Consider the following 24,437-nt stretch of genomic DNA (forward strand, 5'->3'; position numbering starts at 1 on the left):
GGGTCTCCGTGACGAGAGGTGGTGGAGTGGTGGTCCCCCGGCTGGCTGTGGTCGTCCCTGCCTACCAGGCGGAGCGATTCGTCGCCGACGCGCTGCGATCCGTGCAGGCGCAGACCCTCCCGGACTGGGAGTGCATCGTCATCGACGACGGGAGCACGGATGCCACGGTCGACGTCGTCCGGGCGTTCACCGCGTCGGACGAGCGTGTGAGGCTCATCAGGCAGGCGAACCGAGGACTCCCGGGGGCTCGCAACACCGCGATCCGGAACCTTTCACCCAGCGTGGAGTTCGTGTCCTTCCTGGACGCGGACGACCTCCTCTGTCCTGATGCCCTGCGCGTGCTGGTCAGCCGACTCGAGGACGACCCGTCGGCTGTCGGCGCATACGGCTATGCCGAGTGGACGGACGAGAGCGGTGACCCCCTGTTGCCCGGCTTCCATTCGGACCGGCAGCGATCTCGTCGGAAGTTGAGCGGGCGGGTCATCCGTGCGGTGGGCGAGATGGAACCCGTCGACTTCACCGAATGGCTGGTCGTCGGGCCCTTGTGGCCCCCGGCCGTCGGCTTGCACCGGCGCACTGTCGTGGACGCGGTCGGGTACTTCGACGAAGACCTCAAGCAGGTCGAGGACGTCGACTTCTACACGCGGATGTCCCGACATGGTCACTACCTCCCTGTCGCCGAACAGGTCGCCTGGTACCGCCAGCACGGCAGCCAGATGACGACGCGGCGAGCGGAGTTCTGGCACAGCCACGACACGGTTCGCTACAAGACCTGGGCTTCACCGCTGAACTCCCCCGAGCAGCGTCGGGCGGTCGTGAGGGCATGGCGGATAGCCCAGGTGCGGCGGATCGCCCGGTGCTCGGTGCGCTTGCTGACGGCAGTGGTCCGACGGCGGTGGAAGTCCGCCGGACGCCTGTTCGTCGGGCTCCTGGTCCTGCTGTTCCAAGGACTGCGGGGCAGGCCCCCGGTGGCCAGGCGCTGGCACGTCGTCTGGACGGGACGGGATGTCTGAGAGACCTCCTCCGTCGCCGGTGAACGGCGCCGGCACAGAACTCCTCGAGGACTGGGGCGATGGGTGAGGACGGAGTCGCGGCCGACGGGGCTACGCCGCGGTACGACAGCCATCCGGTGGTGGACGTCGTCGTGCTCGGAGCGGGGATCAGCGGCTTGGTCTCCGCATCCGTCCTCTTCGAGCAGGGTGCTCAGCGGATCGTCGTCCTGGATGAGTACGACCACGTGGGCGGCAATCACATCGACCGCACGTACGACGGGTACACCTACGACATCGGCAGCCTGATCTTCCAGGACGACTCGCCGCTGCTGGCACACTTCCCCGAGCTCCTGCCGCTGTACGTGCCCATCGAGCCCGCGTGGGCGCGGCTGAACCCGCAGGGCGTGGTGACGCACTACCCGTTCTCCATCCGAGACGACGTCTTGGCAGCAGGCCCCGTTGAGTGCGTACGGATGGTCGCGTCCGCGCTCGCTGGGCGTGCGCGCCGAAGGCGGCAGGCCAACGTGCGGGACTTCGCGGAACACCTGCTGGGTGCGCGGTTCGTCGAACGCTCAGGGCTGGGCCACTACATGCAGCGGCTCTGTGGGCTGCCGCCGGAGGAGATCGACCTCGAGTTCGCCCACACACGGCTGCAGTGGCTTGAGCAGGAAGCGAGCCTGCCGAACCTCGCTCGGCGTGTCCTGCGGTCGTGGACTGGCGACCCGGAAGCACCGAGCCGCAACAGGCAACTGGTGCGACCTCGGGAGGGATACGGGCACCTCTACGAGCCGGCTGTGAGGAACCTCGTGGCTCGAGGAGCGACGTTCTCACTGGGCGCTGAGCTCCACCGCGTCCGCAAGGTAGGGAACGACTACGAGGTGGAGGCCGAGCGGGGACGGGTGCGGACACGAAGGATCGTGTCCACCATCCCGATCGAGCGCACCTTGGAGCTGTGTGGTCTGGAACCACCGGGCCGACCCCTGCCGACGGTGACCCTCGTCAGCCTCTTCTTCAGCATCCGCGGAGACCGGGGGTTCGGACCGCCGATCCTCTACAACTTCTCCCGCGAGGGCGCGTGGAAGCGCGTCACCGTCCACTCCGACTTCTACGGGGAACACGAGGGGCGCGAGTTCTTCACGGCGGAGGTCATGGGGCGCGAGACAGGGGACGCGGTGGACGTCGCCGAGCGTGACTTCCGGGAGCACTGCCGGGCCAACGGACTCTTCAGAGGTGATCTGCGGCTCGAGGGGAGTCACGTACTCGAGAATGCGTACCCCATCTACACGCAGGGAAGCGGTCAGCGGGCGCGTGACGCCATCCGGGCGCTGCGCGACTTCGGTCTCGAGTCGCTCGGTCGTCAGGGCGGCTTCCAATACCAGCCAACGGCACGGGCTTCGACCGTGGAGGCCGAGAACGTGCTCCGCCGTCGACCGTCGACGTGACACCGGTGGGGACTGCGCCGCGGCGCCCTTCCATGCGCCTGAGCCGCCGATCGCACGCCCGGGTCCGTCGTCGGCCGGGCGCCCGGACCCACCCCTGGCCAGCTCCCAGCGCCATAGGGTGCCTCCTGGCGTGGGCGGTTCCCCGCGCTGGTCGAGCCACCGTGTCCCGGAGGGAGCTGATCCTCGTACTCGTGAGAGGACCCGGGATGCCCCACATCCGTGAGCAACTCTCATGAAGCGCCTCAGCGTGGTCATCGCCAACTACAACTACGAGCGTTTCGTCGGGCCGGCCATCGAGAGTGCGCTCGCCCTCGACTGGCCGGACGTGGAGGTCGTCGTCGTCGACGACGGGTCGACTGACGGCTCCCGCGAGGTGATCGCCCGTTACGCCGACCGTGTCACGGTCATCGAGCAGGAGAACGCCAGGCAGCGGGTCGCGCACAACCGCGGCCTCGCGGCATCGACAGGTGACGTCGTCGTCTTCCTCGACTCGGACGACGTCCTGTACCCCGCGCTGCCACGGCAGGTCAGTCGCGTGTGGCGCGAGGGGGTGAGCAAGGTCCAGTACCAACTCGAACGCATCGATGGAAACGGGCGGCGGCTGGGAGGTGTGATCCCGGAACTGCGCGAACCGCCTGAACCCGCGGAGATCAGGCACTGGATAGACACGACGACGGCCTACCCCACCCCGCCGTGCTCGGGTAACGCGTACGCCAGGAGCTTCCTGGAACAGATATTCCCGCTCGACGACTCGTGCGATGACTTCAGCGACTCGGCCTGCCTCGTCGCCGCTCCCTACTTCGGGGACGTCATCACGATCGCGGAGCCTCTCGGGGCGTACCGACTCCACGGGGAGAACGACAGCGACCTGCTCATCGACCCCTCCCGCTTCGGGCGAGAGGTGGAGCGGGCGTTGTGGCGGCATCGCTACGCTCACCGCGTCGCAGGCGCACGAGGAGCTCCAGAGGACGAGAGCCTGCTCTTCCGCGGACGCTTCCTCCTACAGCTGCGAGTGGCGGCCCTTCGGCTCCAGTCCGGTGCCACGCCGCTGCCCGGAGACGGACGGCTGAGGATGCTCCGCGACACGGTCGCCTCGGTGTTCCATCCGGGCCCCGAGGGGCCGGCGAAGCGTGCGCTCATCGCGACTTGGTGCATCGTCGTGCTGCTCGCACCGTCCCGGCTGGCGCGGAGGTTGGTCGCAGAGCGTTTCGGACGCATGCGATGACCCGCCAGGGGTGCCGGGCTCGTCGCCGCGTGATGTCGGTGGGCCCTCTCCAGTGGACGTTCTCTGAAGTCCGGTGTGGCCGGCGACGACACGACTCGGCTGCAGACTGTCTGATGGCAGCCTCGAGACCTGCGCGCCGGTCATCCTCGCGTCGAGCCTCGGCGAGTCCAGGATGGAACTCAGAGGTCCGCTGACCGCACCCGGCCTCGGCCGAGGCGTCGCGATAGCGTCTCGAACACCGCGATCACCGTCCCTCACCCCTCCTGTCGAGCCTGGGGCGGATCTCCGTGAGCGCTTTCCGCGGGGGTCGCTCCTGCGGCATGCCCTGTCCGGTCCAGGACGGTCAGAGGATTCCGCTACGACCATTGTCGGGAATGCGGTCTGATCGTCACCAGTCCCTAGTCGAGCGAGCGGTTCGCTGATGTTCGACAACAGTGACTTCTACGCCAACTCTCGGGGCGGTAGCCAGCCACTTGTAGGCGGTGGCGCGGGAAATACCGGCCACGTGTGCGGCTGGTCGACCAGCCAGGACACGCTTGACCAGCTGCAGACTAGACCACGGCGACAGGCGCGGCATGGTGTTGGCCACGAAGGCCGCCGGTCGAGCGGGTGACGTCAGGCATCCCCACTCCGCCGGGGCCTTCCTGCCGATCCACTACCGCCGCGGCGTGTCGACAACGTCCGTGAGCACTACACCCAGGCGGTGACGTGGCGACGGGACCCAGGCTGTGGGGGTATCTCGGGACTCAGGCCGTGCCCGGCCAGTGCACCCAGGCAGGACACCTCCTCGACGGTGTCCGACAGCATGCTCCGTGTCGCTGAGTCGTACGCGGTACCGGCCGCGTCGAGCGCCGCCCATCAGCCTCGGACACTGCCCAGCAAGGACTTGTACAACCGTTCGTAGTCGTCTGCCATGCGTTGGACGGAGAAGTGCTCGACTCCGCGCTCGGCATGGGCACGCCAGGTCCTGAGCACGTCTGTGTCGCGCATCAGCATCCGGAAGGCGGAGGCCATGGCCGCCGGCTCGGACGGGGGGGTGAGGAAGCCCGCCCGTCCGTGCTCAAGCACCTCGGGAATGCCGCCGACCGATGTCCCCACCATGGCGCACCCGGCTGCCCTGGCCTCGGCGACGGTGAGACCGAAGGGTTCGGCCAGCGACGCGATGGCGTAGATGTCCGCCTGCTGCAACAGCGGCCGAGGGTTGATCGTGAACCCGAGGAAGTGGATCGACCGCTCGAGGCCCAGGTGGTGGACCATCGCCTCGTAGGCCTCACGGTCGGGACCGACCCCGACGATGTTCAGGTGCCAGTCCGGGAATTCCGATGACACTTCGGCGAACGCTGTGATGAGGTCTCCGACGCCCTTCCGTGCGTGCAGACCCGACACCGAGATGACGCACGGCCGCGCCAAGGGGCCGATCTGGCCAACCGGCAAAGACTCCCGCGGCGAGCCCACAACGCCGTTCAGGATGGTCACGACCTTCCCGGCCGGATAACCGCGAGACAGCAGCAGGTGGCGTTCGGCCTCGCTGACCGCTACGACGACCCTGCCCAATCGCATGAGGGCGGAATGGCCGTCGAACGAGTTGTGCATGGTCGTCACGAGAGGCGCTGCCGTCACCTTCGAGGCGGCGTACCCCAGGACTGCCGACGTCATCATGTGCGCATGGATGATGTCAGGCCGGGATCTCCAGGCCAGCTTCACCAGCGATGATCCATGGCGGATGGCTCCCGCAGGCCCGTCGGCGGCGGGGAGGTCGACGACCTCGACGCCGTGCCCTGACAAGAGGGCGTCGTACGTCCCGCCCGCTGTTGCGAAGACGACGTCATGACCGCGCTCTGCCTGTGCGCATGCCAGGTCCACCGCCATGCACACGTGGCCGTTGCCAGGCTCCCGGTGCTTCAGCAGGTGCATGATCTTCACGAGCCGACTCCGCTCCTCAGCGCCTGCAACAGCTCGGCGGTCGGGTCACGAGCCCTCGCTCCCATGAAAAGGGCGGTCGCGTCGTGGGACCGGCCCGGCAGGCGCATGAAGGCGGCCGAAAGATATCCACCTCGTAGGCGGGCGGCAAGGTGCTGACGGCGTCACCCCTGCAGGACTTTTCTAGTGGGCGCTCCGCGTCACAGGTGACGCCATTCGGGACCTCCGCTGCCACCCGACGGGTGCGAGATCCGCGTCTCCCGGCCGTGGCCATGTGCTCGAGGACAGCACCGAGCCAGCACACCGGAACAGGAAGGAGGTCAGGATTGCACTGCGACGGGCTGTTGGTGTGATGGGATGAGCCGGTCTGTGCGCCTCGTCAGGGGGTCTTGCTGTGCCTGACCGATCAGAGATCCGTGAATGGCTGCGTTTCGCGTTCAGGGAACCGGTCGTGGCCCATGCGCGTAGTCACTGGATCGGTCGACAGCTCTCCGTGGTGAGATCGCCGGAAGACCTGGTGACCGCGCGGGTCGTGGCCGTGCTCGTCGTCAAGGACGAAGCTCCACGGCTCCCCTTTCTACTGGACTACTACCGCCGCCTCGGGGTGGACCACTTCATCGTCGTCGACAACGAGTCCACGGATGGAACTGTGGCTCTGCTCGGCGACGAACCGGACGTGTCGATCTTCCGCGCCCGGGGTGACTTCAAGAGGGCCCGCTACGGGACCGACTGGGTCAACCACCTCCTGAAGCGCTACTGCATCGGTAAATGGATCTTGTTCGTCGACGCCGACGAGTTCCTCGTCTACCACCCGGCCGACTACTCGCTGCCCCAGGTCTGTGCGGCGCTGCAACGCGCGGGGCGGCGGTCGCTCCAGACGATCATGCTGGACATGTACAGCACGGAGGGTGTGGCGCCCCGACCCGTGCGCGTCGGCCAGGATCCGCTCGAGGTGTGCGACGCGTACGACGTCTCGGGATACCTCCATGCCTACGCCCGGGACTCCGATGCGAGATGGATCAAGGGTGGGGTGCGGGGGAGGCTGTTCTTCGAGAACCTCTGGGAGGGGCCGGCGCTCAACAAGACCCCTCTGGTGCACTGGCGTCGGAGCTCGGTGTTCCTCCGGGTCGCTCATCTGTTGTGGCCTCGTCGTCTCAACGGAGGGCGAGAGCCGCTCCGGGGGGCGATCCTCCACTACAAGTTCACGTCGTCGGCCATCGAGCGGATGACCGACCCGAACTGGGCCGCGAGACACACGGACGAGTACCTGGCCTATGCACGTCCGCTCCCGGAGCAGGTCGTCGAAACGGGCGTGACCCGGCGGTACAAGTCCCCTCAGGACCTCGTGGACGCCGGCGTGATCCACTCGCTGTCCGGCCTCTGACCGGCTGGTAACGGCTGTGCCGCGGCCCGCTCTCGGTCGCGTCTGCTCAGGAGCGGGCGTCGTCGCAGCCGACGTCACCACCCCGATGAGACGCCTCGTTCGTCGATGGGAAAGCAGCTCAGCGGCGACGTCGCGACACTCGACGATCGTCTGCACGCGTGGGCGGAGCTGCCGGGACGCGCTGTGCCGCCTCCGGCACTGGACTCGCTCGGTCGGCGCCCCGGACGTCAGGGCACGCCTCTCGTGCGCCGCGGCGTCGGGACGGGTGGATCCGGCCCGTGACTCGACCCTAGGCTGCGCAGCGCATCCGCATCGCGGATGGAACGACGCAGGTCGGTGATCAGCCGTCTGCAGGTCCGGGTGGCACCGGTTCTCCCGGCAAGCCTCCTTCGCAGCTCGTGCCGCGGAGGGGGCGTCACGGGGGGTGACTCGCGGGGATGGCATTGGCGGAAGAGGTCCCGTTCCGGCGTGTCGTCGCGCTGATGACGGCATCGAGCCTCGTGGTGCCGCTGGTGGGTCTGGTGAGCGCTCCCCTCCTCGCCCGGGCACTCGGGGTCGAGGGCCGGGGCGCCCTCGCCGCAGCACTGAACCCCTCGGTGATCATCGTGGTCGCGGCCAGTCTCGGGCTGCCCGAAGCCCTGACCTTCCTTCTCGCGAAGCGACCCCGCGCGACCTGGCGTGCCTTGCTCTCGACGAGCCTGTTGACCGCCGTCGCCGGGCTCATCGGCGTCATCCTCAGTGTGGTCTTCGCCGACTCCCTGGCCGGCGGGGACCACGAGGTGGCCGCACTGATCGAACTCGCGTCTTGGCTCGTCTTACCGGGTCTGTTCGCCGGCCTGGTGCGAGGCGCGGCCACAGGCCGCCAGATGTGGCTGGCGGTCGCCGGCGAGCGCATCATCTCCTCGCTGCTGCGGCTTGCGGCGATCGTCGTCCTCATGGCCCTGGGCCTGCTCACCCCGGTGACGGTCATCGTGACGTCGACGATCGCATCAGTCGTGGCCCTAGCGCCGTACTGGCGCTTGGTGGTCGACCGTCCCGGCGACGGCCCGGCGGACCTGGAGGACCCGGACGGTCATCCGCCACTCACCCGGCAGTTGCTCGGTTACGGCTCCCGTACCTGGCTGGGCTCCATGGCCGGGATCATCGCCGCCCGGCTGAGCGCACTGCTGATCACGCCACTGGCCAGTGCGGCCGAGTTGGGGCTCTTCGTCGTGGCCAACACGATCTCGGACATCCCCTATCTCGTGACCCACGCCGTCAGGGACTCGTTGTTCGGCGTGAGCAGTCGCGTCGCCGATGCCCACCGGGTGGCGACCACGTCAAGGGTGATGACGCTGGCGGGTTTGATGGGGTCCCTCGTCGTGGGCCTGACGTTGCCCTTCTGGATCGGTCCACTCTTCGGAGATGCGTTCACAGCGGCACTGCCAGCGACCTGGATCCTCCTGGCCGCAGCCGTCATCAACATCCCGGGACTGGTCACGGGAGCCGGACTCGCCGCCTGGGGGCGGCCCGGCCTGCGCAGTCTGTCCCTCGTCGTCGCCGTTGTCACGGACCTGGTCGGAGGGCTGCTCCTCATACCCCAGTGGGGCGCGGTGGGTGCCGCCGTCTCAGGCCTCGTGGCGACCAGCGCCGTCTCCCTCTTCTCCGTTGTCGCGTTCGTGAGAGTCACCTCGTTGTCGGCGCTCGAGTTCGCGGTCCCCAGAGGATCCGACGTCGTCCTGCTCCTCCGCGAGAGCAAGGACCTCGTGGCGCGTGTCCGGGGAGCCGTCCGCAGATAGCCACCCGCACGACAACGGCTCGAGCTGCGTCGCTCAGGTGGCCTGCGGACGACGTCGTTCAGTACTCGACGGCAGACGGGCTGCGTGAGGAGCTGCCCGCCCCCGCTGCTGACGGGACTGGGCTCCCGTCCGGCAGAGGATCCCCGCGTGCGCGAGCAGGCCGAGCGACATCCACAGGATGCCGCTCGTGTCGGCCAGGTCAGGACTGCTGATGAGCTTGGCGACGAGTGCTCCCACCAGTGCCCAGATGACCGGCCTGTAGGCGCGGACGGGGGCGGCCTCGCGGATGAGGACGAAGACCAGGGAGAGGAAGAGCAGCGTGCCCGGGATCCCCACCGTGCCGAGCAGGCCCGCTGCGAAGGAGGACGGACGGGTCGACCCCAGGCCGGTTCCCATCCCGAAGGTCTGCATGACGAGATGGAAGGACTGCTCGTCCGCTCCTGAGCGGTCGGCGTACGACGAGGACGCGAGCTTCGTGTTCAACGTGTCCTCGACGTAGTCGGCCAGGCGGGGCAGGAGCCACACAGCCGCGATGGCCGCCAGGCTGAGGAGTGTCACCGCAGCCGGACTCAGCGGCCCTCTGCGCAGGAGGATCCGCTGCACGTGGACGACCGCGGCCAGGGCGGCGAGAGCCAACCCCGCGACGACGAAGGTCGCCGAGGTCGAGATCGCGGCGAGGTAGGCGGCGATCGATGCGACCACGAGGGCGCCGGCCCGCCGCAGGCCCGTGACGTGCACCGCCCGCGACAGCATGTAGGCGATCGTGACCACTGACGTCGTGGCGAGGCCGGCCGGCTCGGAGAAGATGCCCCTGAACCGGGGGAGCCCCGTGGGTGTGGAGTTGATGAAGTTGAAAGCAGGAGAGTTGTCGAACACCCCGGACGGATAAGGGACTCCCACTTCCTGCCCGAGGTAGGCCCACAGTGACAGCAGCGTGCTGAGACCGACCGTCGTCCCGATGATCGAGGGAGTCGCCCAGCGGGAGCGGGCCAGGAAGACCACGACGCACGCCCCGAGCACCAGGTAGATGATCTGGGCGCGGTTCGAGGGTGTCAGGTGGCCGGCGGTGAGCTGTCCTGGCACGCCTCCGGGTGCGAGCACGGGCAGCCCGTCGAAGAGCAGCGGTGCGATCAGCGTGACCAGTACCGCCCACGTCACGAAGGCCACCAGCGGGGCGAAACCCGGCAATGCGGGCACGCCGGAACGCTCGGAGCGCCGGGTTCGCGCCATCATGCGGGTAGCGACGCCCACGGCTGCGCCGGTCGCAGCGGCGTAGAAGGTGGGCACGGCGGTGGCCCCGACGAGAAGTGCCGCACCCACCGGGGTGGCCCCGCCCAGGGCCAGCGCCCGGCCGTACCCCCGTGAGTTGACGATGCCGTAGACGATCACGGCAATGGTCACGAGAGTCAGCGTCGTCACGGTGGGTCTCCAGGACCTGGGCGGCCTGGCGGCATCACGACCCGTCGGCCCACGGCACACATCCCCGACTGTCCGATGTCAGGTGAGGATCTCCGACTCGGGTCCCGCGGGTGCGTTGAACCGGCGCAGGCTCCCTCCGCCCAGATCCTGGTCGCGGACGTGGTCGATGGCGACGCTGACGGACGTCACCCGGACGCCGGCCAGCAACTCGAGGGCGAAGAGGAACTCCGAGCGCCGGGTGGCCCCGGACTCGACCACGACGAGAGCGCTGCCGGCGAGGGCCGCTGCGACAGCGGACTCCGACCGCTCGACCAGCGGGGGGCAGGCCAGGACGACGTACTCGAACCGGGCTTTGAGCTTCTCCAGCATGACGCGCATGGCCGGGGTGCTCATGAGCTGAGCCGACGTGATGTCGGCTTGGCCAGCCGCGACCTCGTGGACGTGGCTGTCGGCGGCCCGGATCACCACGTCGTCGACGGTGGCCGAGCCGGCGAGGACCTCGGCCACCCCTGGCTGCGGAGGAGCGGGGGCGGCCTGGCGGCTGCGCCGGTGCCGCCTGCTGTCGGGGCGTAAGTCGAGGTCGACGACGACCACACTGGCGCCGATCTCGGCGAAGGCGGCCGCCAGCTGACGCGCGACCGTGTGTGCGTCGGATGCCGCGGTTACCCCGGCCACCGCGATCGTCTCTTCCACGTGGGAGCCGAACTGGAGGTTGGCCCGGAGCTGGCGGAAGGACTCCTGGCGAGGATCGGTGGCGACCATGTGCCGAAGGCGCCTCTCCGGGCCGGAGGGCATCGACGTGAGGGTGACCAGCCCCGCTGCTCGCGGGAGGTCCGCGCTCGACCGGATCCTCGTGGACAGTGAGTCGGCCACCACCACGACCACCACGCCCAGGACGAGGCCGACGGCGATCCCGATCAGGAGGTTGTTGAGGGGGCTCGGAGCGATGGGGACGTCCGGTGTCTCGGCGGTCTGTACGACGGTGAGGCGCACCGGGTTGGTGGGCCCCGGGACGTCGAGGAGGGGGGCCTCGGTGATGAGGGCTGCCGCCACGGCGTTCGCCTGCGATGCCACCGCGTCCGGGTCGTTGCCGGTCGCGGTGATGTCGATGAGTGACTTGTCCAGGCGGGCCCCGGAGGTCACCGACTCGCGGAGTTGCCCGATGTCGAACCCGTTGCCCAGTGCAGCAGTGGCCCGGTCGAGCACCGTTGTCGTCACCGCGAGGTCGGCGTAGGTCCCCACCCGCTGGGTGGCGAAGGCACTGCCGGACTGCAGGTCCGCCGGCGTCGCGTTGCCACTGACGGAGGCGTAGATCGTCGCCCGGGCTTCGTACGTCGGGGGCGTGGTCACGCTCAATGCCACGGCCGCGAGGACCCCGAGCGCGGTGACGAGCAGGATCACCCACCACCGGCGCCGCAGGACCTGCAGGTAGTCGAGGAGACTCACGCGGCCATCCTGTGCGAACGGGAGGCGACGCAGAAGACATGTGGGCACCACCTGTTCCGGGTTTCACCTGGCGGCGGCGTGTGGGCGGATCAGGTGTGGACGCGCACCCAGTCGACGTAAACGTCCGTGGTCCCCCCGGTCGGTGACAGGTCGACCGGCCAGCCCCCGCCGAGGGCCAGGTCGACCAGGAAGAAGAACGGTTCCGAACTGTGCGTCAGCCCCCTCGGGGCGGACACCTCCTGCCCGTCGATCGAGAAGGTGGCGCCGTCCGGGGTGATCCGGACGCCGTAGGTGTGCCAGGCCATCGCCCAGTCGGCGAAGCCGTTCTCGTCCCGGCAGTTCGGCGCCGCGCCGTCGTCGGGCTCCGTCGGCTCGGACGCACCCCAGCTGTGCAGCGTGTGGCAGCTACCGGACGTGTCGTGACCGTAGAGCTCCACGGCGTCGACCTCCCCCGCGGTGTCGCTCGGCAGAGCGGCGCTCTCGGTGTTCAGCATCCAGAAGGCCGACCACGCGCCGGCCCCGGGCGCACCCATCATGCGTGCCTCGAAGTAGCCGTACTGCGCGGCGAAACCGGAGCCGCTGACGTCGGTGGAGGCCAGGAGGCCGGAGAGGTGTCCCGAGCTCTGCTGTCCAGCGGCGTCCCCGGCCGGCCGGGCGCGGATCCGCAGGTACCCGTCGTCGACCGTGGCCAGGGTCCCCGCTCCGGACGCGGGGTCGGCGAACGTGGCCTCACCGAACTGGCCGCTGCTCGAGGCGTCGGGCTTGACGGCGGCGTAGTCCGCGTCCACGCCCGTCCGGCTGACCGACAGGGGAGCGGTGAACTCCTCCGCCCACTGCAGCGTCATGCCCGGCGGCGCGGAGCCCGGCGACTCCACCTGCCGTCCCGCCCGGTTGACCAGCTGGACGTACAGCGGCGCGCCCGGTGCCGGTCCGCCTCGCTGGACCCTGAGCGTCAGCGGCCCGTGAGGGGCGCCGGAGGTGTCGACCGCCAGGACCGCCCGCCCGTCGGCGTCCGCCGAGCCGGACGCGACGACGGCGACCGAGTCGGGACCGGCCTCGGACTCGCCCGTCCACATGAGGACCTCGAGTGGGGTCCCCGGATCGGCGGCGACCACGACGGTGACCTCGCCCTCCACGCCGGACCCCGGGGACGGGCAGACCAGGGTCAGCTGTCCCGCCACCGGGTCCGCGACCGGGGTCGACGACGCGCCGCACGCGTCCGCCGGGGGAGGAGTGGTCGAGTACCCCTGTTCGGTCTGCGGCCACCGGGGCGGTGTCGTGCCGGCGTCGTGGGCGACGAACTCCCGCAGACCCACGCTGGCGTCGGCGACGGTCCGGTCGATCTCGAGCCGGACCGAGGTCACGATGCGCGGGGGGAACGCGATGGTGGTCGCCTCGTCGTCCCCACCGGCGATCCCCGACACGACGACGCTGCTGCCGTCGTCGAAGCGCAGGACGCCCCGTAGCGGAGCGGTCACGTCGTCGGCCGTGGACGTGGGCCCGAAGACCTGCACGCTGGCGACCTGGCGGGGCCGGTCCCAGGAGAGCTCCGCCCAGGGGGCCGGATCGTCGGAGGCTGCCGTCCACTCGGCCCCGGTGTCGCCGTCGGCCGGTGCTCCGTCCGCCAGCGCAGCTGCCGCAGTCCCTGCGGTGCTGGACGCCCTGGCACGGGTGCGTTGGCCGTCGTCCCCTCCGTCGGAGGGCCACTCGCCGGAGTCGTCCACGGACAGGCCGGCCAGGGCGACCGAGGCGGCACCGCGGGGGACCTCCGCGATGGTCAGCCGGACACGGGACACGGTGCGGGCGGGGAACGTGACGGTGGCGTCTCCGGAGTCGTCGGCGGTCAGCATCAGGGAGCTCCCGCCGTCGAACGTCATGACGGCACTCGTGAACCCGGTGGCGGAGTCCCCGACGCCGAGGACCCGGGCGTGGTCCACCCGGGTGGGCTCCGAGTAGTGGAGTTCGACCCATGCCCCGACGGTCTCGGTGTCCGTGAGCCAGGCGGTGTTCCCTCGCTCGCCCGTGAGCAGACCGGACGGGTTGAAACCCGACGAGGCGGTGACGCGGATGTCAGGAGCATCCCGCGCTACGAGGAGGAGCGAACTCAGGAGCGCGGCAGCTGCGGCGACCGACAGGAGGACGAGGACAGATCTCCGCGTTGCCACCTACCACCCCACCACGGACTGGCCCGGGACCCGAGGACGTAGTCGGGCACGAACCTACCCATGAGTCGAGTCCCTGCAGGGTGTCGTTGACGGTGTGCCGGAGTCCGATCGGGTCGGGCGGCCTACACAGCGCTCGGGCGGACCGACGCCTTACCACGGGTCGCGCTCCAGCGGCAGGGACCTTCGTTAACGACTAATGGCATGCGGTGTAGCGAAATGCTCACGGTGAGCCATTTATCTGCCTTGATCGGTCACGATGTGCGCGGGGGGAGTGGCTGTTCGTGATTGTTCAAGCTCCGTATTTGCAGCCATTGCGATCTCGCGTCGACGCGTGCCATGTTGACGCCCGCTCGCGCACCCATCCTGGAATCGCCAGGACGAACCGCCGGACGGGGGCGGCCGTCGTTCCTCCGGTCCTCCCGCGCCGCCACGGCTCGTCATGCGCGATTCCCGAGCACGGGGGATCTCCATGAGTCTCACGACCGAACGGGCCACACAGCCGCCGGGTCCAGCCGTGGAGACCGGGCGCCCGACGCCGGCAGTGCCCGTCCCGCGCAGTGCGAGCGATCTCGGTACCTCACCGAGTCGCCCCCCTGAGTTCCGGACATCGGGGCGGCAGGGTCCCACCCCGCCGCCCCCGGACACGGGCCTCCGGGGACTGCTCCGCCGGGTCCGGGCGTGGATGCTGGTGCTGCCGGTCGACGCGCTCATGCTCCTCGCCCCGATCGCGTGGACCACGCAACACGTCCGCGCGACGGCGACGATGACCGCGATGAGCCTGTTCATGCTGTGCCGTTTCAGCCGCTACCGGGCGCGCCTGTACCTGAGCGTCCTGGACGACCTCCCCGACCTCCTCGGCCGGCTGCTCACCGCCACCGCGGTGGTGGCCACCGTGATCGCCCTCCGCCACGACGCGCAAGGGGTGATGAGCTTCCTCGCGAGCACGGCGGGCGCGATCGGTCTCGTGGTGGCCGGGCGGATCGCCACCAGCCAGGTGATCCTCTGGAGTCGGCGGCACCGCATCACGGTCCACCGGACCGTCCTCATCGGCGGAGGCGCGCTCGCCGCGGAGCTCGCGCAGGTCCTGGAGCGTCATCCCCGGTACGGGCTGCAGGCGGTCGGCTTCGTGGACGGCGGTCCCGACTGCATCGCGGAGAGGGTCTTGCCTCGCCTCGGTGACGTCACCGACCTGGACCGGGTCGTCACCGAGGTGCGCGCGGACGTCCTGCTGATCACCGAGGGCGAGTTCTCCGAGCGCATCCTGCTCGACGCGGTGCGCACGGACGCCTGCACCGACTGCGACCTGCTCGTCGTCCCGCGGATGCACTGGTTCCACACGCAGACCGGGTTGCCCGACCACATCGGCTCCATCCCGGTGATGCGGATCCGCACGCCCAACCTCGCCGGCCCGGCGTGGGCGATCAAGCGCGCGTTCGACATCGCCGTCTCGGGCGTCCTGCTCGTCCTGCTCGCCCCGGTGATCGGGCTGTGCGCGCTGGCGGTGCGGATCGAGGGCGGTACCGGGGTCCTGTTCCGACAGACCCGGGTCGGCGGGAACGGCCGGACGTTCGACTGCCTCAAGCTGCGCACCATGCGGCCGGCCGACAGTCACGAGTCCGGCACCACCTGGTCCATCGCGACGGACCAGCGAGTGGGCCCCGTGGGGCGCCTGCTCCGCCGGACCTCCCTGGACGAGCTGCCGCAGCTGTGGAACATCCTGCGCGGTGACATGACGCTCGTGGGGCCACGTCCGGAGCGCCCGTACTTCGTCGAGCAGTTCTCCGCGACGTACGACCTCTACGCGCGACGTCATCGCGTGCGGGCGGGGCTGACCGGCTTCGCCCAGGTCAGCGGCCTGCGCGGGGACACCTCCATCGCCGACCGCGTGCGGCACGACAACTACTACATCGAGAACTGGTCGCTGTGGCTGGACGTCAAGATCCTGCTGCGGACCTTCGCCGAGGTCTTCTTCGCCCACGGTCGCTGACTCCCCGGCCGCAGGCCCCGAACGGCTGCGCCGCCGGCGGCGGGCCGGGACCGGTCCGGTAGAGGCCGGCTGAGGCGGACCCCGTTCACCCGATCGGGCGGCTACCCTGCGCGGGCCGAGACGCGCCGGTTCCGTGACGTCTCCGGCACCGGTGCGGGGGGAGGCCTGGTGGCGCGAGAGGACCTCGAGCGGGGTGCGGACCCCGGGTGGCCGGAGGCGACGACGCCGGTGTGGTCGCCCGGCCCGCCGCCGGTGCCGCGCGCGCCGGTGACCGACGTCTGGCCGCCCGTGGGCGTGCCGGTCCCCTCGTCGTGGGACGGCCGCGGCCTACCCCCGCCGTCAGGGCCGGTGCCGGTGGTGCAGCCGCCGGTCGACCTGACCAAGCGCGGGGCCCCGGCAGGATGGGGCCCCCCGCCGCCCGCGCCCACGTCGCGTGGTGACCGGGGCCGCGGGGTGCTGATCGGCGTCCTGGCCGCCTCGCTGGTGGTCGGGGGAGGGGTGGCGGCCTGGTCCGGCCTGGCCGGGGACGACGCGCCGTCTCCGCCGGTGGCGGCGTCGGAGCCGGTGGACCCCGCTGAGGGGGTGGACAAGGGCATCGAGCACGGCGGTGCGGCGCCCTCGAGTGCTCCGGCTCCGGCTCCGGCCCCGGCCCCGGCCCCGGCGACACCGACGGCGTCGCCGGAGGAGCAGGCGCTGGCGGAGCTGGAGTCGCTGCGCGAGGAGTCGCGGGCGTCCCTGGCGCTCGACGGCCGGTGGGTAGCGCAGGTGGCGTCGAAGAACGTCGGCATCACCGACCCGCTGCAGACCACCGCGACCGGCAGCCACCAGTTCTTCGCCGTCGACATCCTCGCCGAGAGCCGGTCGCTCCTCTCGCTGGCCGACGCCTCGCAGGTGCACGTGCTGACCAGCTTCGACTTCGGCCGGCGGTCCGCCGCGGCCAACGGCGACCCGTTCTGGATCACGATCGTCGACGCCGGCTTCGGCAGCGGCGACGACGTCCGGGCCTGGTGCGCCGGCGCGTTCCCACGGCTCAGTGGAGATGCCCTGGCCAACGCCTGCGTCGCCCGCAGCCTCGAGCCGCCGCACGACTGAGCTCAGTAGCTAGCGCCCGTGCCAGGAAGCGGCGTGGGGCTTCGGTCCAACTAGACAACGCTGCAGCTCGGGCCCGTGGGGTGCTGGGCGAGACGGGCGGCCGTTGCCTGATCCCGCGCCCTCGGCGCGGCCGTCACCCAGTTGAACAGGTCGCCTGTGCCAACGGATGTCTGGGTGCTGGCCGGCCGCGGGTTCGTCGCCGTCCTCCGGCGGCCGCTACAGCCGGTGGTGCCATTCAGCGTCCTGAGCCAGATTGCGGGGCTCTCGGCCGTGCCGATGGGGTCTCCCGCCGCGGCGACAGCGCTTGGCCTGGTGCCTTGGACAGTGTTGCAAGTCGGGGTGGGGCCTCGGTGCCGGGCCGGTCGGCGTGGGTGGCGCCCGCTGGGTCGCCTGTCATGCTGGGGGTGGTCGCGGCCCTGCTGGCCGTCCTAGCGTCGTGTGCCTGCGTTGGCGGCGGTCCGGTGGAGGCCGACTGAGACGGGTCCCAATTACAAGTTGAGGTCAGCGCCTGCGGTGCCTGAGCGGGTGAGGTTGCCCGCACACCTAGGGCCAGTTCCACCTCTAAGAGAGGATCGAGACTCGCCATGTTGACAGTTCGCGTGGAGCGGCACCAATAGGCTGGCCATCGCCGACTTGGCACCGACAGCTGGTCGTGTCCCCCTAGCTGCGTCCGCGCGGGTGCATCGACGGCCAGCTCACACGGGTACATATACCGCGGCCGCTCCGAGTCACCCGTACTGGAACTCGGCGGACAAGACCTTGGCATGAGTTATGACAACGGTCGACTGATGGCCAAGTGAGCGATCGGCGTACCTGCCGTACATAATAGTTGCATGCGCCACGCCGTTGTGATTGCCAGCGTCGATCGTCCAGAGCTTCTTGCCCAGGCGATTCGAGATCTGCAACTTCAAACCGTCGCCCCGGATGTGGTCGTCGTGTCGGTGGAGTCAGCAGGGGACGTGCCGTCGGAGACTGGGCTGACCTTCCCCGTACAAGTGGTCACGGGGGAACGAGGGCTAACGAAGCAGCGAAACCGTGCCATCGAGGCCCTTCGGGGGAGCGTTGACCTCGTAACCTTTCTTGATGATGACGCCATGCTGGCCCATGATTATCTAGAGGCGGCGCAGGCCTTCCTTGAATCACACCCCGAGGTGGTGCTCTTCTCGGGCCGAGTCATCGCTGACGGTGCCATAGAGGGTGAGATTTCGAGAGGTGCTGCTCAGCAAGTCCTCGCGGAGTCCACTCCTGACGGAGCAGTTACGGACGTGAAGTCCGCTTACGGGTGCAATATGAACGTCCGGGCCGACGTGTTCGAGTTCGAGAGATTTGATTCACGGTTGCCGGCATATGGTTGGTTGGAGGACGCGGACTTCAGTGCGCGTGCCCGTCGGCATGGGCGAGTGGTGGCCACGGGATCCTGTCTGCTGGTGCACTTGGGGGTGGCGGGTGGACGCATCTCGGGTCGCCGGTTCGGCTTCTCGCAAATTGTCAATCCGCATTATCTGATGAGCAAGGGCAGTCTGTCGCGCAATAGTGTGTCCAGCCTGTGGCTACGGGCGTTCGTCGGGAACTTCGTGGGTCTCATGCGTCGGGATAAGAGGGTCGATCGGACCGGCAGGCTGATGGGAAACGTTCAGGGATTCATTGCAGTCGTGCGTCGGCGAGCGGATCCGGAGATGATTCCAAGGCAGTGAGGCATCGGCGCCCATGTTGTTGCCTGCAAGTGGCGCATGTCTAGTTGCTAAGCGTCGCCGAGTACATCAGGAACGGCTACGGCAGACGAAGTGGATGTAGTCTGCATCGCAGTGAAGCTGATAAGGGTCAAGGGGGGCGCCGCTAGTGTCCCAGAGACCTTCGATGTCGAACCCCGCATCGCCCAACTCGCGTACTAGGCCGCCGAGGGTCGTGAAGTGAGCGATGAACCGGAACTCGTGGACCTGAAGCGGCCATTCGGCCCAATCGGTGCCCCATTGGATATGGGCCGCGCTCTTGGCGAAGTTATACATCTCGACAGGAAGGGCCAGTTTCCTGACCCCGCGCCGGATTGCGGATGTAGTAGTCCGGATGAGACCCGTGTTCAACTCGACAACCGGGCGGGGACGGCGAACCAGTGGGGTCTCACGAAAGGAGATGCCATCGAGATTGAGCGTCGACGCAATGAAGGTCCCCCCTGGTCTGAGGACCCGACTCACCTCCGACAGCACACCGCTGCGGTGCCCACGCCCAACCAGGTCCAAGCCGTTGAAACTGAACATCGCGGCATCGAAGTCGGCGCTGACGAAGCAGCTGAGGTCTCGCGCATCGACCACCTGATAATCCACGTGAGGTCGCTTCGTCCGCGCGCTCTTGATCATCCGCTCGTCGAAGTCGACACCAACGTATCTCTCGGATGCAGGCTCGAGGAGATCGGTCGTCCGTCCTCCCCCTACGCCGATGTCGAGTACGGATCCGCCTCGGATGACAGGCGCCGCGAAGTCGAGGGCGGCCTGCTCCCCCGCATCGGCGTAGCCGCTGTGCCGATATTGCCGACGCACCACCCAACTCCCCCAGGAGCCGCCCTGCCCTGGGTGTCCGGCAAGGTACTCAGTTCCCACCGTGGCCTCCATCTGCGCCTCCGTCGTGTCGCGAGTCAGGCGATCGGAGGCTAACAACCCACGTGATCAACGGTGCGTCGAACAGGGGAGGTCAATTCTGACGCCGGATACCTCCTCCCGCCCCTGCAGCGCGCACCAGGTGCGGACTTGCTGACTACGGTGCAGGTATGCGGGGTGTAGGGGCAGAGGGAGCGCCACGATGGGCGAGGACCACCATCGTCATCGTGGCCCTCGCCGCGGCGGCGCTCGGGATGCTGACCCTCCTGGTGAGACCAGCGGCGTCTCCCGAGGCTCGATCGCCGGTGGCGCCGACGACGACGCCCGCCAGTGAAGCGCCGGATCGTCCGCGGGCCGTCTTTCTCGGGGATTCCTGGGTGGAGGGCGCCGGCTCGACCTACGTTGGGGGAGGCTTCGCGGCTCAGGTGGCTGAAGCTGCGGGTTGGCAGTTCATCAACGCCGGGCAAGGGGGCACGGGCTACGTGACTGACGGCCCGCCCGACTACCCCGACCGATCGCCGTTGCCGAGCCGCGTCCAGGACGTGATAGCTCAGGCTCCCGACGTCGTCATCGTGGCCGCCGGAATCAATGACGCCGGGCGTGGCTACGGCGAGGAGCTCTTGTCCTCTGCCGTCGCCGAGACCCTGCAGTCCCTGCAGGAGGGCTTGCCGAACGCCTTCATGGCTGTGATCGGTCCCTTCTGGCCGAACGAGGCCCCCACACAGTCGGTGCTCGATGTCGACAACGTCGTGCGGGAACAGTGCCAAGAGTTCGACATCCCCTTCGTCAGCCCAATCGCGGAGCGGTGGATCACGGGGACAAATGACGGGACTGTACTGGGCAACCGGACTCGATTCATCTCTCAGGATGGGGCTAATCTGACCCAGGAAGGGCACGACTACGTCGCTCAGAAGGTGCTGGCTTTCCTGCAGACACAGCCGGGGCTGCCGTATGCGGGTTGACCCACACGAGAAGGTGACCGGGATCGTGCCGGCACACGAGGGCTGCGGTGGTGAGTAGACACCGCGCCAGTAACTCGGGACTCTGGCGAGCGGTCGGTGTCCTGCTCAGCGGACGGGCTCTCGCGGGACTCCTTCAAGTGGCCTTCCTCGCGTTCCTTGCCCGAGCGCTGGGCGTCACCAGTTATGGCTACTACGTCGCCTTCTTGGCGGCTGTCTACCTAGCGATGAACCTGGCGGATTTCGGGTTCGGGACGCGACTGTTACGCCTAGGGGCAGAGGAGGACCCGAAGCAGACAACCACGTGGATCCTGCTGATCCGCACACTCTCCAACGTCCTCATCGGTGCCGTCGCAGTTCTGCTCTGGGGAGTCTGGGGCTCTGATGGATGGCTGCTCGGCGTCGCCGTGGCGGTCTATGCCACGGGCGACACGTTCGGTGACCTCGGCCTGACGCACATGCTGAGCACCACGCGGGTGCGGTCAGCCACGACCTGGCTGGTGTTGCGGCGCGTCATCAGCCTCGGTCCCTTCGCTGCAGGACTGAACGAGGCTGCGGCCATCTCGGCTCTTGCGCTTGCCGGCATCGTCGGTTACGGCTTGGCCTTCGCCGCGATGCTTCCGTCCGTGACACGCCCACGACAACTGCGGGTCTTCATGCGTCAGAGCATGGGCTTCTGGGGGATCAACAGTGTGTCGAACCTCCAGCAAGCGGACGTACTGATCGTCTCTGCGGTGGCCGGCGCGCACCTGGCTGGCCTGTACGGCGCCGCCACTCGACTGCTCAACCCCCTCAACCTCGTCACGTCCGTTCTCCAGCAGGTCTTTGTCCCGAGGATCTCGGCCGCGACGACTCATGCGGAGAGACGGGCACAGTGGGACAGCCTCTTCAGGATCACCGGACTCGTGGCGTCGTTGATCGCTCTGGCGAGCCTGGCAAGCCCTTTTGGAGTACAACTCCTCTTCGGGTCTGATTACCAGGAGGGCGCGCCGGTGCTGTCTGCGGTCTGCTTGGCCGCGGCACTCAACGCGCTCTCGGAGGCCTATCTGTCCTGGATCTATGTCGAGGGCGTCAAACTCCGCATCAGCCTGTACTCAGGTGGCGTGCTGCTCCTGGGCCTCGGCGCGCTCGCCGCACTCAGCTGGAGTCTGGGGGTGCTCGGAGCTGCGATGGGACTGGTACTTCCCTACTTTCTCCTGACCCTGCTGTACCGCAGGACCAGCTCTCACTCACGTACTCGATCTGAGGTCTTGGTGACGAGGCCTTGAGACTGGAGGCGCCTTGACGTCCCTGGGAGTTCCAGAGCGAGCAACAGGAGCCAGACGGCCGGTTCGTGCCGTAGGAGTGGTGGCGTTGCTGTCAGCCGGGGCGACGCTGGGGTATCCCGCGTTCACCCGAGTCGACGACGTCGTCTTCTGGACCCTGGTGGTGATCGCGCTCTGGTGGTTCGTGCTCGGGTTGCTGATCATCTCGAAGCCCGCGGACCTCACAGAGCCGATCCACTGGATCAACGGGACCTATCTGGTCCTATTTGGACTGCACCCCCTTGCATTTTATCTGCAAGGTCAGGTGTACCGGCCGTATCACGGCAACTACGACATTTCACAGACCTACACCGCGGCAATCGCGGTCGGCGCGATCTCCTTCATGGCGGTCAACGTTGCGTACTTCTTAGGTCTGTCGCGACGGCGTCGTGACGTCTCGGAGCGCAGAGACTCCGAGGATGAGCGGGGTCACGACGAGACTCCCTCCTACCGCAGATTGCGCGCCCTGAGGAACTGGGCTTGGGCCCTTCTGTCCCTGGGGCTCGCCGGGGTGGCTTCCAACGTAGCCGCCGGGCTGGGATCCGGAAACGCCAATGGTGACTTCGGAGCCGGACGGACGGCCTATGTCTACCAACTTCCTCTCCTGCTGGTCCCGACTGCGCTGGTGTTCTTAGTCCTGTTCGCGTACGCCCGGTCTCGAGCGGACCTATGGATGGGCCTACTCGTGGTCCTCGGATACTCGTCTTACGTGCTCGCCCAGGGTGCCAGAACCAGCCTGTTGCTGGCCCTCGTTCCTCCTGCGGTCTTCATCGTGGTCCTTCGGCGGGTCCGATTTCCGCGGCTGGCGGTGGTCGGAGTGCTCGCGCTTGCCATCCTCGCATTCTCGGCGTTGCGGGATGTCAACTCTCCGGACAGTTCCCTGACCAAGTCCCTGAGCGACGCGCTGGCGGGCCCCGACCAGTTGTTGATCCAGACGTTCACGGGCGATGACACGGAGATGGTCGACGCATTGGCGCTCGAGATGACCATCGTGCCGGAATTCCGGGGGTTGCAACCTGGGATCATGCTCTACTCAACAGCGGGTGCTCCAATCCCCCGCCTCCTGTGGGCCGGTAAACCCGAGACTGCGGATGTCGTGCTCAATTCCTTTCTCTTCGACCGTGGAGTGAACGAGGCGAGTGTTGCCTACTCCATCGTGGGGGAGGAGTACTACGACTCGGGCATCGCAGGCGTCATCGCGTACGGCGCAGTCTTCGGCTTCTCGTTCGCCAGGCTCACACAATGGCGTCGGCGCCATCCGTCGTCGCCGTTCTCTGCTGCTCTCTACGCGGTCGCCGTGGCGATGGTTCCCATCGTCATTCGCGGCATCCTGGCCTACTCCCTTGCCATCGCTGCGTTCGTGGCCGTTCCACTGGTGATCGCCCACAGGATCGTCAACCCGAGGTCCTCTGACGCGGATGTCGTGGGTAGGGGCAGATGATTCGAGGAGGGGGCATGATATGTGGGCCGGGGTCAAGGGGTGCGAGGAGATGAAGGCGGTCCTCGTGACCAACTCGGGTACCCATCCGGAATTGCAGCACGCCGCGAGAGCCCTCGCGGCGGATGGCCTGCTCGCAAGGTATTGGACCAGTCTCGGGTGGTCGGACGAGGGGCGGATGTCTCGGCTGAACGCTCCAGCGCCCTTAAGTGCGCTTGCGCAACGTCGTCTCCTCGCGGGTCTCGAGGCGTCTCAGATCGGGCGACGCGCGACGTCCTGGGAGGTCGCCTACCAGGTCCTCTCCCGTGTCGGCCGTAGGTCCGCAGCAGATCACGCTTTGCGTCTGCGGACGGTCCAGTTCGACACGGCGGTGGCGAAAACACTTCGCCGCACTCGAGACCTACGACTCGTGGTTGCCCATGCCACAGGTGCCAAGGCGGTCCTCGAAGAAGCGGAGCGTCTAGGCGTACCGACGGTCCTGAACTGTGCCATAGCCCACCACCGGTGGATGGAGCGATTCCTCTCGAAGGAAGCGGTGGAGAACCCGGCATGGTCAGGGACGCTGCAGCACCATGAACTCGACGCGGCATGGGCTCAGCGACTGGACGAGGAGATCCAGCGGGCGTCATTCCTGCTGGTCGCCAGCACCTTCTCTGCGAGCACGTACGTCGCCGAAGGCGTGGACCCCGAGCGCATTGTGGTGGTTCCCCTCGGTGCCGAATTTCCGTCCGAACAGCCGCTGAAGATCCCGAGAGCAGGCGGTGTCCGCTATCTCTTCGCCGGACAGTTGACGCAGCGTAAGGGGTTGTCCCACCTCGTCGACGCATTCGCTGAGGCTCAACTGCCGCCCGGATCGGTCCTCCAACTGGCGGGCGCTCCCGTCGGGGATGCGGCCGAGCTCTGCGCTCGCGTCCCGGGGGTGGAGTTGCTCGGGCTGCTGTCACCCCCGGCTCTGGATGAGGTCTACCGGAGCGCCGATGTGTTCGTCCTGCCCTCCTTGGTGGAGGGTTTTGGATTGGTGGGCCTGGAGGCCATGGCTCGCGGACTACCGACGATCGTCTCGAGCCACACCTTCGCAGAGGATGTCATCGAGCCAGGGGAGGACGGATATGTCTTCCCGGTTGGGGATGTGGCCACCTTGCGGCGTCTCATGGAGCAACTCGGCGCCTCGACAGACGCCAGAGCCCGTATGGGGAGGGCGGGGGCAGAGAAGGCGAGCCGGTTCACGTGGGATCACTATGGACGGCGACTCATGCACGAGCTGCGCGCACGCCAGTTGATTTGACCACCTGGGT

17 protein-coding genes are annotated in these 24,437 nt (G+C 68.3%); 12 read left to right on the top strand and 5 right to left on the bottom strand.

Going from position 1 to position 24,437, the window contains the following annotated elements; all coding sequences use genetic code 11:
* Positions 1 to 29: 29 nt before the first annotated feature.
* The 3 genes from ACI79Z_RS02345 to ACI79Z_RS02355 all read left to right on the top strand — a co-directional run bounded on the left by ACI79Z_RS02345 (position 30) and on the right by ACI79Z_RS02355 (position 3,659).
* The gene (locus tag ACI79Z_RS02345; protein WP_456901563.1) at positions 30 to 1,013 is read left to right on the top strand and encodes a glycosyltransferase family 2 protein; all 984 of its coding nucleotides are present in this window, start codon (positions 30 to 32) and stop codon (positions 1,011 to 1,013) included.
* Between the two features lie 59 nt (positions 1,014 to 1,072).
* The gene (locus tag ACI79Z_RS02350) at positions 1,073 to 2,434 is read left to right on the top strand and encodes an NAD(P)-binding protein (RefSeq protein ID WP_456901564.1); all 1,362 of its coding nucleotides are present in this window, start codon (positions 1,073 to 1,075) and stop codon (positions 2,432 to 2,434) included.
* A 232-nt stretch (positions 2,435 to 2,666) separates the two neighbouring features.
* On the top strand, positions 2,667 to 3,659 hold the full coding sequence (locus ACI79Z_RS02355) for a glycosyltransferase (RefSeq protein WP_456901565.1): 993 nt from the start codon (positions 2,667 to 2,669) through the stop codon (positions 3,657 to 3,659).
* Positions 3,660 to 4,517: 858 nt separating this feature from the next.
* Here ACI79Z_RS02355 and ACI79Z_RS02360 read toward each other — a convergent pair.
* On the bottom strand, positions 4,518 to 5,573 hold the full coding sequence (locus ACI79Z_RS02360) for a glycosyltransferase family 4 protein (protein ID WP_456901637.1): 1,056 nt from the start codon (positions 5,571 to 5,573) through the stop codon (positions 4,518 to 4,520).
* 523 nt (positions 5,574 to 6,096) lie between these two features.
* On the opposite strand from ACI79Z_RS02360, the gene ACI79Z_RS02365 reads away from it, so the two are divergent.
* Together ACI79Z_RS02365 and ACI79Z_RS02370 are read left to right on the top strand one after the other, a co-directional pair.
* Positions 6,097 to 6,963 (top strand): glycosyltransferase family 2 protein, encoded by an 867-nt coding sequence (locus ACI79Z_RS02365; protein WP_456901566.1) that lies wholly within the window; start codon positions 6,097 to 6,099, stop codon positions 6,961 to 6,963.
* Positions 6,964 to 7,400: 437 nt separating this feature from the next.
* Entirely contained in the window at positions 7,401 to 8,741 is a 1,341-nt protein-coding gene (locus ACI79Z_RS02370; RefSeq protein ID WP_456901567.1) for an oligosaccharide flippase family protein, read from the top strand.
* A gap of 33 nt (positions 8,742 to 8,774) precedes the next feature.
* Here ACI79Z_RS02370 and ACI79Z_RS02375 read toward each other — a convergent pair whose 3' ends face one another.
* From ACI79Z_RS02375 to ACI79Z_RS02385, 3 genes are all read right to left on the bottom strand, one after another.
* Entirely contained in the window at positions 8,775 to 10,160 is a 1,386-nt protein-coding gene (locus ACI79Z_RS02375) for a hypothetical protein (RefSeq protein WP_456901568.1), read from the bottom strand.
* 78 nt (positions 10,161 to 10,238) lie between these two features.
* On the bottom strand, positions 10,239 to 11,657 hold the full coding sequence (locus ACI79Z_RS02380; protein WP_456901569.1) for a Wzz/FepE/Etk N-terminal domain-containing protein: 1,419 nt from the start codon (positions 11,655 to 11,657) through the stop codon (positions 10,239 to 10,241).
* A 38-nt stretch (positions 11,658 to 11,695) separates the two neighbouring features.
* The gene (locus ACI79Z_RS02385) at positions 11,696 to 13,771 is read right to left on the bottom strand and encodes a glycoside hydrolase family 16 protein (RefSeq protein WP_456901570.1); all 2,076 of its coding nucleotides are present in this window, start codon (positions 13,769 to 13,771) and stop codon (positions 11,696 to 11,698) included.
* A 688-nt stretch (positions 13,772 to 14,459) separates the two neighbouring features.
* On the opposite strand from ACI79Z_RS02385, the gene ACI79Z_RS02390 reads away from it, so the two are divergent.
* From ACI79Z_RS02390 to ACI79Z_RS02400, 3 genes are all read left to right on the top strand, one after another.
* Positions 14,460 to 15,758, top strand: coding sequence for a sugar transferase (locus ACI79Z_RS02390; RefSeq protein ID WP_456901571.1), 1,299 nt, complete (start codon positions 14,460 to 14,462; stop codon positions 15,756 to 15,758).
* Positions 15,759 to 15,926: 168 nt separating this feature from the next.
* The gene (locus tag ACI79Z_RS02395; RefSeq protein ID WP_456901572.1) at positions 15,927 to 16,850 is read left to right on the top strand and encodes a hypothetical protein; all 924 of its coding nucleotides are present in this window, start codon (positions 15,927 to 15,929) and stop codon (positions 16,848 to 16,850) included.
* An 833-nt stretch (positions 16,851 to 17,683) separates the two neighbouring features.
* Positions 17,684 to 18,544: a glycosyltransferase family 2 protein gene (locus ACI79Z_RS02400; RefSeq protein ID WP_456901573.1), complete on the top strand. Its 861-nt coding sequence runs from the start codon at positions 17,684 to 17,686 to the stop codon at positions 18,542 to 18,544.
* A gap of 66 nt (positions 18,545 to 18,610) precedes the next feature.
* Here the strand turns inward: ACI79Z_RS02400 and ACI79Z_RS02405 are convergent, their stop codons facing one another.
* The gene (locus ACI79Z_RS02405) at positions 18,611 to 19,456 is read right to left on the bottom strand and encodes a class I SAM-dependent methyltransferase (RefSeq protein ID WP_456901574.1); all 846 of its coding nucleotides are present in this window, start codon (positions 19,454 to 19,456) and stop codon (positions 18,611 to 18,613) included.
* Between the two features lie 212 nt (positions 19,457 to 19,668).
* On the opposite strand from ACI79Z_RS02405, the gene ACI79Z_RS02410 reads away from it, so the two are divergent.
* The 4 genes from ACI79Z_RS02410 to ACI79Z_RS02425 all read left to right on the top strand — a co-directional run bounded on the left by ACI79Z_RS02410 (position 19,669) and on the right by ACI79Z_RS02425 (position 24,427).
* Entirely contained in the window at positions 19,669 to 20,403 is a 735-nt protein-coding gene (locus ACI79Z_RS02410) for an SGNH/GDSL hydrolase family protein (RefSeq protein ID WP_456901575.1), read from the top strand.
* 50 nt (positions 20,404 to 20,453) lie between these two features.
* Positions 20,454 to 21,668 carry a lipopolysaccharide biosynthesis protein gene (locus ACI79Z_RS02415; RefSeq protein ID WP_456901576.1) on the top strand — a complete coding sequence of 405 codons (1,215 nt, stop codon included), beginning with the start codon at positions 20,454 to 20,456 and terminating at the stop codon, positions 21,666 to 21,668.
* A gap of 79 nt (positions 21,669 to 21,747) precedes the next feature.
* On the top strand, positions 21,748 to 23,145 hold the full coding sequence (locus ACI79Z_RS02420; protein WP_456901577.1) for an O-antigen polymerase: 1,398 nt from the start codon (positions 21,748 to 21,750) through the stop codon (positions 23,143 to 23,145).
* A gap of 505 nt (positions 23,146 to 23,650) precedes the next feature.
* Positions 23,651 to 24,427 (top strand): glycosyltransferase family 4 protein, encoded by a 777-nt coding sequence (locus ACI79Z_RS02425; RefSeq protein ID WP_456901578.1) that lies wholly within the window; start codon positions 23,651 to 23,653, stop codon positions 24,425 to 24,427.
* Positions 24,428 to 24,437 lie beyond the last annotated feature (10 nt).

This window comes from Geodermatophilus sp. SYSU D00663 (assembly GCF_054050655.1).

Excerpts from the sequence above, each read along its gene's own strand:
- ACI79Z_RS02350 (WP_456901564.1), top strand. The coding sequence starts at position 1,073 with ATGGGTGAGGACGGAGTCGCGGCCGACGGGGCTACGCCGCGGTACGAC.
- ACI79Z_RS02355 (WP_456901565.1), top strand. The coding sequence starts at position 2,667 with ATGAAGCGCCTCAGCGTGGTCATCGCCAACTACAACTACGAGCGTTTC.
- ACI79Z_RS02360 (WP_456901637.1), bottom strand. The coding sequence starts at position 5,573 with ATGCACCTGCTGAAGCACCGGGAGCCTGGCAACGGCCACGTGTGCATG.
- ACI79Z_RS02370 (WP_456901567.1), top strand. The coding sequence starts at position 7,401 with ATGGCATTGGCGGAAGAGGTCCCGTTCCGGCGTGTCGTCGCGCTGATG.
- ACI79Z_RS02400 (WP_456901573.1), top strand. The coding sequence starts at position 17,684 with ATGCGCCACGCCGTTGTGATTGCCAGCGTCGATCGTCCAGAGCTTCTT.
- ACI79Z_RS02405 (WP_456901574.1), bottom strand. The coding sequence starts at position 19,456 with ATGGAGGCCACGGTGGGAACTGAGTACCTTGCCGGACACCCAGGGCAG.
- ACI79Z_RS02425 (WP_456901578.1), top strand. The coding sequence starts at position 23,651 with ATGGAGCGATTCCTCTCGAAGGAAGCGGTGGAGAACCCGGCATGGTCA.